The sequence below is a fragment of the Paraburkholderia sp. BR13444 genome (assembly GCF_040948755.1).
GTDB lineage: Bacteria > Pseudomonadota > Gammaproteobacteria > Burkholderiales > Burkholderiaceae > Paraburkholderia > Paraburkholderia youngii.
Map to the genome: position 1 here is coordinate 227,013 of NZ_JBFPKM010000008.1, position 15,084 is coordinate 242,096.

15 protein-coding genes are annotated in these 15,084 nt (G+C 64.8%); 7 read left to right on the forward strand and 8 right to left on the reverse strand.

Going from position 1 to position 15,084, the window contains the following annotated elements; translation table 11 throughout:
- Positions 1–19: 19 nt before the first annotated feature.
- Positions 20–550 carry a single-stranded DNA-binding protein gene (locus AB3X95_RS23315; RefSeq protein ID WP_152851823.1) on the forward strand — a complete coding sequence of 177 codons (531 nt, stop codon included), beginning with the start codon at positions 20–22 and terminating at the stop codon, positions 548–550.
- Positions 551–696: 146 nt separating this feature from the next.
- Here AB3X95_RS23315 and AB3X95_RS23320 read toward each other — a convergent pair whose 3' ends face one another.
- Positions 697–1,497 (reverse strand): hypothetical protein, encoded by an 801-nt coding sequence (locus AB3X95_RS23320; RefSeq protein ID WP_176125050.1) that lies wholly within the window; start codon positions 1,495–1,497, stop codon positions 697–699.
- Between the two features lie 261 nt (positions 1,498–1,758).
- Here AB3X95_RS23320 and AB3X95_RS23325 point away from each other — a divergent pair, with 261 nt between their 5' ends.
- Positions 1,759–3,405, forward strand: a complete 1,647-nt coding sequence (locus AB3X95_RS23325) for a methyl-accepting chemotaxis protein (RefSeq protein WP_176125049.1) — start codon at positions 1,759–1,761, stop codon at positions 3,403–3,405.
- 37 nt (positions 3,406–3,442) lie between these two features.
- Here AB3X95_RS23325 and AB3X95_RS23330 read toward each other — a convergent pair whose 3' ends face one another.
- The 7 genes from AB3X95_RS23330 to AB3X95_RS23360 all read right to left on the reverse strand — a co-directional run bounded on the left by AB3X95_RS23330 (position 3,443) and on the right by AB3X95_RS23360 (position 10,145).
- Positions 3,443–4,249 carry a cytochrome c gene (locus tag AB3X95_RS23330; RefSeq protein WP_176125048.1) on the reverse strand — a complete coding sequence of 269 codons (807 nt, stop codon included), beginning with the start codon at positions 4,247–4,249 and terminating at the stop codon, positions 3,443–3,445.
- Positions 4,246–5,871 carry a b(o/a)3-type cytochrome-c oxidase subunit 1 gene (locus AB3X95_RS23335; protein WP_176125047.1) on the reverse strand — a complete coding sequence of 542 codons (1,626 nt, stop codon included), beginning with the start codon at positions 5,869–5,871 and terminating at the stop codon, positions 4,246–4,248. The genes AB3X95_RS23330 and AB3X95_RS23335 overlap by 4 nt, the downstream gene beginning before the upstream one ends.
- Complete coding sequence (locus tag AB3X95_RS23340) at positions 5,858–6,430, reverse strand: cytochrome C oxidase subunit II (protein ID WP_176125046.1); 573 nt, start codon at positions 6,428–6,430, stop codon at positions 5,858–5,860. The genes AB3X95_RS23335 and AB3X95_RS23340 overlap by 14 nt, the downstream gene beginning before the upstream one ends.
- Before the next feature lie 2 nt (positions 6,431–6,432).
- Positions 6,433–6,609: a hypothetical protein gene (locus AB3X95_RS23345; protein WP_176125045.1), complete on the reverse strand. Its 177-nt coding sequence runs from the start codon at positions 6,607–6,609 to the stop codon at positions 6,433–6,435.
- A 52-nt stretch (positions 6,610–6,661) separates the two neighbouring features.
- Entirely contained in the window at positions 6,662–8,002 is a 1,341-nt protein-coding gene (locus AB3X95_RS23350; protein ID WP_184226047.1) for a cytochrome c, read from the reverse strand.
- Positions 7,999–8,724, reverse strand: coding sequence for a cytochrome c (locus AB3X95_RS23355; protein ID WP_368622666.1), 726 nt, complete (start codon positions 8,722–8,724; stop codon positions 7,999–8,001). The genes AB3X95_RS23350 and AB3X95_RS23355 overlap by 4 nt, the downstream gene beginning before the upstream one ends.
- A gap of 521 nt (positions 8,725–9,245) precedes the next feature.
- On the reverse strand, positions 9,246–10,145 hold the full coding sequence (locus tag AB3X95_RS23360) for a LysR family transcriptional regulator (protein WP_368622667.1): 900 nt from the start codon (positions 10,143–10,145) through the stop codon (positions 9,246–9,248).
- A gap of 94 nt (positions 10,146–10,239) precedes the next feature.
- Here AB3X95_RS23360 and AB3X95_RS23365 point away from each other — a divergent pair, with 94 nt between their 5' ends.
- From AB3X95_RS23365 to aqpZ, 5 genes are all read left to right on the forward strand, one after another.
- Positions 10,240–11,571, forward strand: a complete 1,332-nt coding sequence (locus tag AB3X95_RS23365; RefSeq protein ID WP_368622668.1) for an MFS transporter — start codon at positions 10,240–10,242, stop codon at positions 11,569–11,571.
- A 266-nt stretch (positions 11,572–11,837) separates the two neighbouring features.
- Entirely contained in the window at positions 11,838–12,506 is a 669-nt protein-coding gene (locus AB3X95_RS23370; RefSeq protein ID WP_176125041.1) for a response regulator transcription factor, read from the forward strand.
- A 136-nt stretch (positions 12,507–12,642) separates the two neighbouring features.
- On the forward strand, positions 12,643–13,332 hold the full coding sequence (locus AB3X95_RS23375) for a response regulator transcription factor (protein WP_176125040.1): 690 nt from the start codon (positions 12,643–12,645) through the stop codon (positions 13,330–13,332).
- Between the two features lie 108 nt (positions 13,333–13,440).
- Positions 13,441–14,085 carry a response regulator gene (locus tag AB3X95_RS23380; protein ID WP_368622669.1) on the forward strand — a complete coding sequence of 215 codons (645 nt, stop codon included), beginning with the start codon at positions 13,441–13,443 and terminating at the stop codon, positions 14,083–14,085.
- Positions 14,086–14,334: 249 nt separating this feature from the next.
- Positions 14,335–15,078, forward strand: coding sequence for an aquaporin Z (aqpZ, locus tag AB3X95_RS23385; protein WP_176368408.1), 744 nt, complete (start codon positions 14,335–14,337; stop codon positions 15,076–15,078).
- Positions 15,079–15,084 lie beyond the last annotated feature (6 nt).

Sequence of the window (15,084 nt, forward strand, 5' to 3'; positions counted from 1 at the left end):
GAATCAACAGGAGAAATTCATGGCATCCGTGAACAAGGTCATTCTGGTCGGCAACCTCGGCGCCGATCCGGAAGTCCGTTATCTTCCGAGCGGCGACGCAGTGGCGAACATCCGCCTTGCGACGACGGACCGCTACAAGGACAAAGCGTCGGGCGAGATGAAGGAAGCCACCGAGTGGCACCGCGTCGCGTTCTTCGGCCGCCTGGCGGAAATCGTGGCGGAATATCTGAAGAAGGGCTCGTCGGTGTACCTTGAAGGGCGCATCCGCACACGCAAGTGGCAAGCCCAGGACGGCACCGATCGTTACTCGACCGAGATCGTCGCGGAACAAATGCAAATGCTCGGCGGCCGAGGCGGCGCTTCGATGGGTGGCGGCGACGAAGGCGGTTATAGCCGTGGCGAGCCGTCGGAGCGTAGCGGCGGCGGTGGTGGTCGCGGCATGTCGTCGGGCGGCGGCTCGCGTGGAGGCAGTGGCGGTGGCGGCGCGAGCCGTCCGAGCGCGCCGGCTGGCGGCGGCTTCGACGAGATGGACGACGATATCCCGTTCTGATCGTTCCGGCTCAATGCCGACCCGACCAGCGTCCCGCTGATCGACACAACGAGAAAGGCCCGCTTTTCTGTGAAGAAAGCGGGCCTTCTGTTTGCCGGCATTTTTTACGTTACACGCGCGCACGGAGCCTGCCTGCCCGCCGAAAGTCACCTGCTCAAATGCTCCAACGTGTCCCGCAACGGCAGACTCGAAATCACGATCGGCCCGGTGAACGGCGTATCCAGATCGACGATCACATAAACCGCCGAAGCAATCGACACCGCTCCCAGCGTGATCGTCACCAGCGCCAACGCATTGCGCGGCGCGATCAACCCGAAGCTCAGAAAGATCACGCCTAGCCAGAACGTCAGCGTCTTGAAGAACGGCCGCGAAATCGAGCTGTGCGCTTCCTCGATGATCTTCCAGCGCGCGTCGATGACGCGCCGGTACTGAATCAACGCGTCATCGAGCGCGCGTTGTTGCAACGCATCCTGCGTGCGCAGTTGTCGCAATTGCCTCCCCACCGTCGTCAGCATGTCGCCCAGACGGACGTTTTCGAGTTGCTGCGAATTGTCGGGCGAACCAAGATCGCGCGGGTAATCGCCGCTCGGCGCGGGCTCGCGCGGCCACGTCGACGCGATCGCCGCCGCCGTGTACTGGCGCAACAGGCGCCGCGACTCGTCGGCCGCGCTGCCGAGCTCGCGCAGCGTCGTGTCGAATTCGATCAGCTCGGCCGCATAGGTGCGCATATCGTTCGACGCCGTATCGAAGCTCGATTTCGCCGATGCCGTCATCAAACCCAGCACCAGCGCGGCGAACGTCACCAGCATGCCGATCACGAGCTGCACGAGCTGTACGGTCTCGTGCGCCTTGTGCTCCTCCGGCAGTAGCGGCCGCACCCCGACGCCGAGGCCGGTGGCGATCAGCAGCAGCGCGAACACGAGTACGGCCGAACCGATTTCCGACATGGGCGCGCTCCGGGCGGGAAGGGGCTTCGACAAAAAGGCTGCAGCAAACGGGCTTCGAGACTTCATTGATGTAACGCAAGCGGGGCGAGCGATCAACCATAAAGTTTTCGACCGATACGCCGTTGTCCTCAATGTGCTGTTTGCTTAATTTTCAGACAAGTTGCGGACCGGGCCGAACGGCGTGGGCGCAGCCTGCGTGGCCATGCAGCTATCGTCAACGATACGGAACCATCGGCCGGGCAGCCCAAGGAGACCAGTCCGATGTTGAAAAAGCTGTCGATTCGCACCAGCCTCACTCTGATGATCGTGTTCTTCGGCATCGTGCTGCTGCTCGGCGCGGCTGCGGGATTGTTGTCGCTGCGCTCGTCGAACGCGTCGCTGCAGCAGATGTACACGGTCGACACGCCCGCCGTCGCGGACCTCGAAGGCAGCTCCGGCCAGCTGCTGCGCCTGCGTCTGGCGCTTGCGACCTACGCGTCGCTCGTCGCGCTTAACGACCAGGACGGCGCGAGCGCGGTGCTCAAGCGCTTCGATCAGTACCGCAAAGCCTCCGACGAGCGGCTTGCCCACTATTTGAGCCATGCGGGCACGGATGCCGATGAGCAGCGTCTGATCGCCGACATGCAGCAAAAGCGCGACGCGTTTCTGCGCGATGGCGTCGATCCGACGCTCGCCGCGCTGAAGTCGGCCGACACCAACGCCTTCCAGCAATTGCAGGCGCATAAGCTGCCGTCGCTGTACAGCGCGTACGAGAAGGCCATGCTCGCGCTCGAGCAGTTGCAGCTCGATCATGGCGCACAGCGCTATCAGGATGCGCAGGAGCTGTTCTACGCGATCTGCACCGCGGTGGCGATCGGCATTGCGCTGTCGCTGGTCGGCGGCTTGCTCGCCCGCTTCGTGCTCGTGCGCGCGATCGTCGCGCCGGTCGATGCGACGATCGCGCAGTTCCAGCGCATCGCCAACGGCGACCTGAGCGGCCGCGTCGAAGTGCTCGGTGGCAACGAAATGGGTCGTCTCGCGGCCGCGCTGCGCAAGATGCAGGAGTCGCTGATCGCGACCGTCAACGCGGTTCGTCAAGGCACCGAATCGATCGATACCGGTGTCACCGAGATCGCAGCGGGCAATGCCGATCTGTCGCAACGTACCGAGGAGCAGGCCGCGGCGCTCGAGGAAACGGCCGCCAGCATCGAAGAGCTGACCTCGACGGTCAAGCAGACGGCCGACAACGCGAAGCAGGCGAGCACGCTCGCGCAGGGCGCCTCGACGCTGGCCGCGCAGGGCGGCGAGTTGACCGAGCAGGTGGTCGGCACGATGCACGGCATCGTCGACGATTCGCGGCGGATCGCCGATATCGTCGGTGTGATCGAGGGGATCGCGTTCCAGACCAACATCCTCGCGCTGAACGCCGCGGTCGAGGCGGCGCGCGCCGGCGAGCAGGGACGCGGCTTCGCGGTCGTCGCGAGCGAAGTGCGCTCGCTCGCCCAGCGCAGCGCGGCGGCGGCCAAGGAGATCAAGGGCTTGATCGATGCGTCGACCGCGCGCGTGGAGCAGGGCTCGCAGCTCGTCGAACGCTCGGGCACGACGATGAACGACATCGTCGGCGCGATCGCGCGCGTCAGTTCGATCATGAACGAAATCGCGGCGGCAGCGCTCGAACAGAGCACCGGCATCGATCAGGTCAATCGCGCGGTCGGTCAGATGGACGAGGTCACCCAGCAGAACGCGGCGCTCGTCGAGCAGGCGGCCGCGGCGGCGAGTTCGCTGGAAGATCAGGCACGGCGCCTGTCGGCGGCGGTGGCGGTGTTCCGGACCGGCAGCGAGTCGCGCGGCGGTGTTGCGGCGCCGGGCACGAAGCGCGCGGGCGGTGTCGGCGCGCGGAGCCTGGATAGCGAGTTTGTGGCGGCGTGACGCGAGCCGTTGCGCTGCGTCACCGCGCATCTTCCTACTACTGCATGGCCGCGTAATACCTCGACACGGCGTCCATTTCCTCGGGCGTCATCTGCCGCGCGACATGGCGCATCTGCTCGTTGATGTCGTTGTGCCGAGCGCCCGAAGCGAACGCTTGCAACTGCGCGCTCAGATAGGCCGCCGCCAGTCCGCCGAGCCACGGTGCCGCGCCTTTGCGGTCTAGCTGTCCATGACACGCCGCGCACGGCGCGATATTGCGTTGCGGATCGCCCTGCATCGCGAGCCTGACAGCAATCGGATCGGGTCCTTCGCCGGCCCGGGTTTTCTCGGCGGCCGGAGCGAGCGGGAGCGACGCGTAGTAGGCGGCCAGATCGTGCAGATCCTGGTCGCTGCGTCCCGCGATGATCTCCTGCATCACCGCGCTTGGCCGCTGGCCGCTCTGAAAGTCGCGCAGTTCCTTGTAGATCGCGTCGGCGTACTGTCCGGCTAACGGCGGCGCGGTGACCTGCACGGTAGCGAGTACGCCGTGGCACATCGAGCAGTGCTGATTAGCAAGCGTCGCGCCGCGGCCGATCGAATCCGCCAACGGGTGGTTCGCGCCCGCAGGCGGCAATACGACGACGTCGCTCGGCACCTGGCTCTTCTCGTTGCCGCTGTACCAGCTCGACGGCACGCCGGCGGCGCCGCAAATCCTCGCCCACAGGCTGAGGTCGCCGAATGCGCTGCTAGCCGACGGCAGCCATACGAAGCCGATCAGGATCGCGACGACCGCGATCGCAACCGTGCCGCCGACGCTCCACACGAACCACGGATTGCGCAGGGTGAACAGGCGTTCTTCATTCATCGCGGCGCTCCGACGACGACTGCCGGCACCGAAGTCTGCGGCAGTTTGAGCAACTGGACGATCGGGAAGCTGTAGTTGACGACCGTGAGCCCGATCATCAGCGCGACCCACAGGCCGAAGCCGTTGAGCGCGACCGGCACGCGCTCGACCGGGTGCGCCGCGACCGCGAAGCGGAACGCCGGCGGTTCTTCCACGGGGCCGAACTGCGATTTCGCGAGGATATAGACGAACTGCAGGCCGGACACCAGCAGGATCAGGCCGCCCACCGCCGACATGACGACCCACACGCCCTGTCCCTGCACGCCGGGCATCGCGTAGTCGTAATAGGCCATGCGGCGCGGCGCGCCGAGCAGGCCGACCCAATGCCACGGTATCGTGACCACCATCATGCCGATGAACCACAGCCACAATTGCGTACGCATCAGTTTCACCGACACGATCGCGCGGCCGGTCAGTTGCGGCCACAGTTCGTACGCGATCACGAAGTACATGATGACGATCGCGCCGCCGAAAATCAGGTGGAAGTGGCCGGTCACCCACTGCGTGTTGTGCACGGTCGAGTTCAGCTGATAGCTCATGTTGATGAGGCCGCCCGCGCCGCCGAAGCCGAGCATCACGAACGAGAACGCGACCGCCAGCATGATCGGGTTGCTCCACGGCAACGCGGTCAGCCAGCCGAGCGCGCCCTTGCCGCCGCGCAGCCGGCCGGCTATTTCCACCGACGCGCAGATCGTGAACACGGTCAGCAGCGTCGGCACCGACACCATGCCGGTGAACACCGCATGCACGAACTTGAAGCCAGCGCCGACTTGCGGATCGACGAACAGGTGATGGATGCCGATCGGCATCGCGAACACGAGGAACAGGATGAACGACACCCGCGCCATCGAGTCGCTGTAGAGCCGTCCGCCGATCGAGCGTGGCACCAGCGTGTAGAACGCGATGTAAGCCGGAAACAGCCAGAAGTAGACGATCGCGTGCAGCGTCCACGAGAACAGCACGCGGGCGAGGCCGGCGTCGATCGTATGGGCGAAGCCTAGCGCGACCGGCAGGATCTGGAACAGGATCTCGAGCGCCGCGCCGACCGCGGTCCAGGCCCACAGGTACGCGCCCGCGACGTTCGCGAACATCGCGAGCGGCACGGGCTTGCCCGGGTTCGCACGCTTCCAGATGCGCAGGTTCACGTGCATCAGCGCGACCCAGATCCACGAGCCGACCACTACGAGCACGACGCCGAGGTAGTAGAACGGACTGCCGACCATCGGCGGATAGAACGTGTAGAGCACCGAGGCGCGGCCGAGCGCGACCGGCACCATCGCCATCACCGCGCCGACCAGCAGCATGATGAGCGCGGCCCACGCCCATTTGAGGCCGACGAGGCGCTGCCCGAGCGAGAGTTCGACGATCGCGTAGCCGAAGGCCATCGCGACCAGCGTCGGCATCACGTAGGCCATCACGGTGCCGTGCGCGGTGACCGAACGGTAGTACAGCTCAGGATCGCCGATCCACGGCAACAGGGGACTGCGTACCAGCATCTGCCATGCGCCGAGGCATAGCGCGATCGCGAACGTGATGAAGGCGAGCCAGAAATGCGCGAGTACGAGTCGCTTAGCGTGGAACACAGCTCAGTCTCCGTGATTGTCGTGCCTGCTCGAAGAAGGCGGCTTTGTCGATCACCTTCACGTGCGCCCACATGGTCTGATGGCCGAAGCCGCAGAATTCGTGGCACGGCATCGCGTGATCGGCCGGATGGTCGAACTCGGTGTTCAGCGTCGCGACGTAGCCGGGCACGACCATCGTGTTGATGTTGGTGTCCGTGACGAGCAGGCCGTGCACGACGTCGGCGCTGGTGGTGCGGATCGTGATCGGCGTATCGGCGGGCACCAGCAGACATTGCGGCGTGAACGAGTACTGCTGCGCGACGAAGCGCACGATCACCGAGCCGTCCGGCTGCACCGCGCTGCCGAGGTTGTCTTCGGCGAATTCGCCGGATAGCTGCAGGCGTGACGGATCGATCGTCTCGACGCGAGACGGCGGCATCATCGACCAATGCACGCCCACGAACACGATCACGGCGAGCATCAGCACGATCAGCGCGACCGCGAAGATCGCCCAGCGCCGCTCGGCGCGCAATGCGACCGCGTGGCCGCTACCGGGTTGATGAGAGGAGTCGGTCGACATGGTCAGTGGATGATGCCGCGCGGCAGAAACGCGAAAAAGTAGAAGGCGAACCAGATCAGCATCACGATGACGGCGGCGACGCCGGCCAGCGCGATCGCGCCGCGCGGACCGGCCGCGACGACGTGTTCGACTTCGTCGTCGGTCGGCGGAGCGGCGCTGGGCGGGTCGTTCGCTTTCATGTCGATGCTTCTCCTATGCGGCGCTTCGGTGTGGCCCTTTCGGGACGGCAGCTCAATGTAGCGGTGCCTTGCGCAGCTCGTTGACCTCGCGGGCCGTCACCGGCAGCCCGTGATTGCCCCACGCGGTGCGGATGAACGTGACGACGGCGGCCGCTTCGGCGTCGTTCAGCTCCTGGCCGAACGGCGGCATGCCGAACGGCTGCGGATTGCGTTTGGTGCCCGGCGGGAAGCCGCCGTTCAGCACGATGCGGATCGGATTGACCGCCGAGTCCATTTCGATCGACTGGTTGCCCGCGAGCGGCGGGTAGTGCGGCAGCTGTCCTTCGCCGTTGTCACCGTGGCAGATCGCGCACTTGTCCGCATAGATCTGCTTGCCGAGCGCGAACACCTTCGGGTTCGGCGTCGCGCTCGGACCGGTCTTGCGGCCGCCCTGGTCGGGCAGCGACTTCAGATAGACGGCCATCGCGCGGATGTCTTCCTCGCTCAGATGCTGCAGGCTGTGATAGGTGACCTCGGCCATCGGGCCGTAGACTGCGCCGCGATTGGAGATGCCCGCCTGCAGCAGATCGACGATGTCCTGGATGCTCCAGTCGCCGAGGCCGCCGTCCTTGTCCGAAGTGAGCGACGGCGCGTACCAGTTCTGCACCGGAATCAGCCCGCCCGCGAACTGCTCGCGCGGCGACGAACCGCCCAGCATGTTGATGCGCGTGTGGCACATCGTGCAGTGCCCGAGCCCCTCGACCAGATACGCGCCACGATTCCATTCGACCGATTTGGTCGGGTCGGGCTTGAACTCACCCTCGTGGAAATACAGCGTGCGCCAGCCGTACAGCAGATCGCGCTGATTGAACGGGAAGCGCAGCGTGTGCGGGTGATTCGGCTGACGCACCGGCTCGACGGTCTTCAGGAACGCGAAGATCGCGTCCGAGTCCTCGCGCGTGACCTTCGTGTACTGGGCGACCGGCATTGCCGGATAGATCGGCGCGCCGTCCGGCTTGCGGCCGGTGCGCATCATCTTGAAGAACGCTTCCTCGCTCCACGTGCCGATGCCGTACTGCGGGTCCGGCGTGATGTTCGGCGAATACAGTGTGCCGAACGGCGTTTCCATCGCGAGCCCGCCGGCGAACAGCCGGCCGCGCGGCGCGGTGTGGCACGCAATGCAGTCGCCCGCGCGCGCAAGGTATTCGCCGCGTCTGACGATCTCGGGGCGAGTGTCGGAACTGGTTCCAGCCGTGGCAGTTGCTTCCGCGCCTTGGGGCGCGGCGGTCGCGGCACGCGCCGGCGTCGTGAGCGGTCCATGGACCATTAACGCGAGCGCCAAGCTGCCGGTTGCAAGGACGCTAGCCATGCTGGCCGGGCGCAGCCAACCGGGCGGGCGGAATGTCGGCTTCATTGCGGTTGGCTCCCGCAAGCGAGGGGCAGCCGCTCGGCGGATGCCGGTGCGGGCCGGGGATCGGCGGGACGCGGCTGGCGCGCGAGCCAGTTCGATACCGCGGCGATGTCGTTGTCGTTCAGCTTGAGCGCGATAGTGCGCATGCAGTCCGGCGCGAGCGCGTGGCGGGTGCCCGAGCGCCATGTGCCCATCTGTCCGGCGATATAGCTCGCGTGCAAGCCGAGCAGGCCCGGAATGCCCGGCTGCGTGCCGGTCATGCGGGCGCCGTGACAGGCGATGCACGCCGGGATGCCGCGCGCCGGGTCGCCATGCGTCACGAGCTTTTCACCGGCGGCAAGCAGCTTCGGCGATAGGGCGGCGCGCTCGGATTCGGGATAGGGCGGCTGCAGGGCCGCGAAGTACTCGCTGATCTGGCGCAGGTAGTCGTCGGGCAGGAACGCGAGCAGATAGCCCATCGGCGGATAGGTGCGGCCGCCGTCGCGAAACGCGATCAGCTGGTTGAACAGGTACTCGGCCGGCTTGCCGGCGATGCGCGGGAAGTAGTCGTTTTTGCGTCCCTGGCCCTGCTCGCCGTGACACGACGTGCAAGCGCGTATGCGCTGGTCCATCGATGGCGGCATCGCGCCGGACGCGTCGGTGGCCGCTAACGCCGCGCCGCTCCATAGCGCGTGAAGCGCGCACACCACGAACAGGACCGCAGAGCCGATAGTTTTGCGATACACACCGGGCCTCGTTTTGGAACGTTCTTATCGCTCGATTTATATACCCGGCGCGGGTGTGCGGATTGACTCATGAATCCGGAAACGGCGCATCTCGGGACTAGCTGCTTTTAATTGACTTGCTATTAACCGCTATTCGGAACGGGCTTGTTCGGGAACGCGAACTACAGAAGCGCCATGATGATGCAATTGTCCGGCAAAAACTTTGATCTGCGACAATGATCCGCGCTGGATGCGCCTGGGACGGCGGCTTTCGGGCTCCAATGAGCGACGCATGAGGCGCTGAAAAGCGCGTGATATCCAGTAGCAGCGTGCAACAATTCGTTGCATGCGTCAATAGAGAATACAAAGGTAAACAGGCGTTCCGGCGCGGTGGATTTTGTTGCGCCTCGGCTTATCGATGTCAATGCATCAGGTTAATGTGATCAGCTGATGTCGATCCATAAATTTTGCTGTGAATTTTATTTGTGCCGGGGTCTAGTCTCATTCGTGTGGTTTCACGTTTTGCGCAAACGGCCGTGGCTTCATGCGAAGAGTCGCACGAGCGCATCACGTGCATTGCTGACCAGTTCGCTTTCGCCCGGACGCCGCGGCAACAGATGAAACTCGATGGCGGGCAGCGGCGGCAAGCCGATGTTCGCGGCGCACGCGACCACGCCGCCGCCGAGCGACGACTCGTTCAGACAGGAAATCCCCAGCCCCGCCTTCAAGGCGAGCTGCAGCCCCGCGACGCCCGACGCCGAATGCGACACCACGTACGCTACCTTGTGTTCGTCGAGCAGCTTGACGACGAAGCGCTGCAGCTGACAGGTCGTCGGCAGCAGCACTAGTTGATACGGTGTGGCGGGGCGGGTGGGGGCATCGGCGCAGCTGGCCCATAGCAGCTTTTCGCGCCGCACGACGATGCTCGCGGCACCGGCACCCGCACCGGCACCGGCGCCGCGTGCGCGCGGCTGGCCGATGACGAGCCGCGCCGACAAACCGATGTCGAACGACGCGTGATCGTCCGCGCCGCTGTCGATCACCGCGCTCGGCAGCACCGTCACGTGCAGCTTCAGCCGCGGATGCTGTTCCGAAAACGTCTTGAGGATGCGCGCGATGTCGTGCGGGCGGTAGTAATCGGTGATTGCGATGCGCAGCTCGCCGTCGAGCGAGCGGCCTTGCAGGTCGTCGAAGGCCGCTTCGCTCATCGCGATGATGCGGCGCGCGTGCTCGAGCAGACGCTCGCCCGCGGGTGTCGGATTCACACCCTGGCGGCCGCGCACGAGGAGCGGCTGGCCGGCGCGCTCCTCGAGCTTTTTCAGCTGCTCGCTTACCGACGACTGTGACAGGAACACGCGCTCGGCGCCCGCCGACACTCCGCCCGATTCGGCGACGGCGACGAAGGTCCGCAACTGCGCAAGGTCGAAACCACGCTGGCTCATGATTCGGTTTTTCCGATGGTGATGATCTGAATTTCCGGCTTTTCCGATGGAATGCCCAGCCGTAGCATACCCCCGAATACATGCGGAGGGTGTGATGGAAAACGGATCTATGACAGCGTCGCGCGGCACCGGCGAGCGCGGCGCGCGGCATCGCTGGAAGGTGCTGGGCGTGGGCTTTGCCGCGAATGCGAGCTTTTCGGCGGCATTTTCGGGAATTCCGACGACGGCAGTGTTCCTGCGCTCGGACTACCACCTCGGCAACCACGGGCTCGGCCTCGTGCTCGGCATGCTCGGGCTCGGCATTGCGGTCAGCGAGTTGCCGTGGGGACTGCTGACCGACCGTTGGGGCGATCGTCGCGTGCTGCTGCTCGGCTTGCTGTCGACCGCGGCCGCGCTCGCCGGTCTCGCGCTGTTCGTGTCGCCGGGCGACGCGCAGGTGCCCGGCATCGTTCCGCTCGCGCTCGGGCTGCTGCTGGTCGGATTGCTGGGCGGCAGCGTCAACGGATCGAGCGGCCGAGCCGTGATGGCGTGGTTTCGCGAAGGCGAGCGCGGTCTCGCGATGAGCATCCGGCAAACCGCCGTGCCGGCGGGCGGTGGACTCGGTGCGTTGGTGCTGCCGGTGCTCGCCTCGCACTTCGGTTTTGCGAGCGCTTATGCGGTGCTGGCGCTGGCATGCGCGATCACCGCGTGGTTCGCGTGGCGCTGGCTTCACGAGCCCGCGCAGGCGACTGCGACGGCCGGCGCAGCGGCGGCCAGCGGGCGCGGCGCAGACGCTTCGAACGTCGGCGCGCCGCTGGCGACGCGTTCGCCACTGCGCGACATCGCAATCTGGCGCGTCGCGCTCGGCGCGGGCGCGCTGTGCGTGCCGCAGATTGCCGTGATCACGTTCGGCACGGTGTTCCTGCACGACTTCGGGCGTGCCGGCGTGTTCGCGATCAGCGTGACGATGGCCGCGGTGCAGACCGGCGCCGCGGTCGCGCGGGTCTGGAGCGGCGCGTGGACCGACCGGCGCGGCAACCGTCGCGCGTATATGCGGGCCTGCAGTCTGTTGACCGCCGTGCTGTTCGTGCTGCTCGCGCTCGCGACCGGGCTCGTCGGCATGCATCGCGCCGGGACGGTCGCGCTGTTCGCGCTGATGATCGTGTTCGGCGGAGTTAGCGCGTCGGCGTGGCACGGCGTCGCGTTCACCGAACTCGCGTCGCTCGCCGGTACGCGCCGCGCGGGCACCGCGCTCGCGATGGGCAACACCTGCGTGTTCCTCACGCTGTTCGTGACGCCGCTCGCGATTCCGGCGCTGCTGTCCATCGGAGCATGGCCGCTGGTGTGGACCGTGGCGAGCGCGTGCGCGTTGCTCGCGTTGCCAGTGTTTCCGCGCGCCGCGTCGACGCGTGCGATGCGCGCGACGCGTGCTTGCGATGCGGCGTGAGAGATGATGTGAACGGCGCCCGCTTTGCGTTTCGGAATTGGTTTTGATTCGATTCGAATAACGGTGCGCATATTGCTCGGTAGAACTATAAATTATCCCAATCAGTCAACCGGATTAGGAACGCTCCGATTGTCGTGAATTTGCGAGGGTGATGAGATGGCTTTTTCGGCACGTCGCTTGATTGACGCGGCGAAGGTCGACGCCTGCCGCCTGCACAGCCACCCCCACACGCATTCCGACCATTCCGATAACGAGCGAGACTAATCGTGACAAATCTTCGAATCATTCTGGCGGACGATCATCCGTTCGTCCTGCTTGGCCTGAAATGGACGCTGGAGGCGCACGAAGGTCTGACTGTCGTCGGTCAGGCGCAGACGCCCACCGCGTTGATCGCGTTGCTGCAGCACACACCGTGCGACGTGCTCGTCGTCGATCTTTCCATGCCGGAGCCCGCCGGCGAGATTTGCGACGGACTCGGCCTGATCCAGCGCATTCGTGGCGAGTGGCCGTCATTGCGCGTCGTCGTCGTGACCGGGCAGACGAATGCCGCGATGTTGCGCGTCGTCGCCGCCGATGCCGCAGTCAGCGTGGTCGGCAAAGCCGATTCGCTCGAGGAACTGCCGCGAGCCGTCTGCGACAGTGTGCGCGGCGCGCGCTACCTGGGCCGCTCGGTGGTCGAAACGCTCGAGCGTTCGCAGCCGGACAACGGTCGGTTCGTGTCGGCACTGCTGTTGTCGAAGCGGCAGACCGACATCGTGCGCAGACTCGTGAGCGGCGAGTCCATCGTGCAGATCGCGGCGGCGCTCGGCTGCCATCGCCGCACGGTGAGTCGGCAAAAGCGTGAAGCGATGGCGCGATTGGGCGTGACCGACGACCCCGCGCTCTTTTCCTGTGTGCGCGCCTGCGGCTCGCTCCTCCTAGAACCAGAAAACTAAGCATCGGGCGCGCCGTCGTTCGGTTCATTTCAGAGCGCTCTGATGTTTGTCGCAAAAGAAATGCTCGACCATTGCGTGAGCGCCGGTCATACATAACAGGGTGTCGAGAAATGAAAGTATCGAGGAGCGCCAGAAGATGAACCTCATGGCTGCATCAGGCACGCCTGTTCGAACGATCATTGCGGACGATCATCCGCTGGTTCTACTGGCTATAGAAAATCTGATTGGCAACTACCCCAACCTGAAGGTGGTTGGCCGTGCGGCGGATGTCGCCGAACTGTTGATCGAAGTCGATCGCTGTCCCTGCGATCTCGTGCTGATGGATCTTTACATGCCAGGAGGGAACAACGAAAACCGGTTCGACATCGTCAGGCAGTTGAAGGCGCGCTATCCCAACGTGGCGCTCGTCATCCTGACAATGGAAACGGAAGCGGCGACGCTGCGCAAGGTGATGTCGCTGGGCGTGGATGGGCTGCTGAGCAAGCGTGATCGTATCGATCTGATCCATGTGGCGCTGGTCATGGCGCTGGCGCGCGAGTGTTATGTCGGTCCGGCGGTGCGCGCCATGCTGGCCGACGTAACGCTGACGCAACGTCTCGACTTCGTGCGCGCCACCCTGTCCCGCCGCGAGTTCGAGGTATTTACGCAGTACGCGTCAGGGCTCTGCGTCACGGAAATCGCCCTGCGGTTGGGACGCAGTGTGAAGACGATCAGCGCGCAGAAGTGCATGGCCATGCGCAAGCTGTCGCTGAATAGCGACGCCGAACTGTTTCGCTTCGCAGTCGAGTACGGAGTAGTGCCAGACCGGCTTGGTCAGGTCCGCTAACTGGGCGGCAACCTGCCGCGCATGGGCGCGGCGAATAGATCGGCATAACCGGGGAGACACATTTCGTGCGGTATGCCGATCGACACCATAAAAAAGTCACGGAACAGAATGACAAACAAGATTCACGTCGTCGTGGCGGACGATCACGACTCCGTTCGCGCGGGTGTCCGATCGCTGCTGCGCGACAGGCCGAATATCGAGATTGTTGGCGAAGCTGCCGACACCCGTGGTCTCGCGAAGCTGCTCGAAGCCTGCGCGTGCGACGTCGTCGTGTCGGACATCGGCATGCCGGGACTCGACGGAGATACCAGCGCGGTGCCGCTATTGCGTCGGCTGCTTCGGCGCACGCCGCATCCCCACGTGGTCGTGCTGACCATGATTGGGCGCGCGCATGTATTGGCCGGCTTGCGCAATATCGGCGTGACTGGAATCGTCGACAAGCGCGACGCTGTGGACGCATTGATCGACGCGATCGAAGCCGTTGCCGCCGGAGGCACCCATCTATCGGAACAGGTTCGTGCCGCACTCGCGGCCGCGGAGCCTACTTCGCCCCGGCGCGGCGGTGCGATGAGCGCACGCGAGTGGGAGGTGTTTCAACTCTACGTGCGAGGCCTCGCGGTGCACGAGATCGCCACACGTCTGCGACGTAGCGACAAAACCATCAGCACGCAAAAACGCAGCGCGATGCGCAAGCTCGGACTGGAAACAGAAGCTGACCTGATCAACTACGCCACTCAGATTGGGCTGATATGAGACGGCGCGATGGTCATATCTTCTTGCTTGCGACGGCTTTGATGTAGTCCTTATCAGACTTATCTGATTGGCATGGCTTGCGGGAGCCCCTAATAATCCTGGCCGCCGCCGGTCATTGCGCGCCTTGCGCCGCAACTGCCGCTATGGCTAGTTCGTGATCCGATTAGCAACGGATCAAGGGAATCCGGTGCAGACATCTTCGCGCGATCGTTCGGAGTCTGTGCCTCGTACTTGACGGATGGGGTAGAGATGGTTGCGCTAGGCAAGCGATTGTGGAGCGAGGGAGTGGGTACGGCATGGCTCGTGTTCGTCGGCTGCGGCAGTACGGTGTTGGATACCACGGGCATATCGCAGGCTAGTGGCGCCCTGCAGATGTCGTTGGCGTTCGGGCTTGCACTCGCTACTGGCAGCTATGCCTTCGTCAAGATCTCCGGCGCGCATTTCAATCCTGCCGTCACCATCGGTCTGACCATCGCGCAGCGCTTTCCGGTGCGTGACCTGTTGCCCTATATCGCCGCGCAAATCGGCGGCGCGATAGTCGCCGCGGCGCTTCTCGCCTACCTCGCCAGTGGCCGGCCAGGTTTCGAACTCGCCGCGAGTGAATTCGCGGCGAACGGTTTCGGCGCTCATTCGCCCGCTGACTATCCATTGCATTCCGCGCTCGTCGTGGAAGTCGTGCTGTCGTTCGTGTTTGTCGGGACCTGCCTGCTGGTCGTCGTTCGAAAAGAGTTGGCAACGGTTGCGCCGTTCATCACCGGCGCATGTCTGATGCTCGTCTACCTGGTGTCCATTCCGGTTACCAATGGAGCGGTCAATCCCGCCCGTTCGACAGCGCAGGCAGTGTTCGTCGGCAACTGGGCGCTGGACCAGTTGTGGCTGTTCTGGGCCGCGCCGTTGGCCGGCGCAATCGCGGCTGGCGTGCTGTTTTCGTTTCTGGACGGTCGAGTTGATTCGTCCGCGGTGTCATTGGACGGACAGGGTGACGTTTCGTGAGCGGGG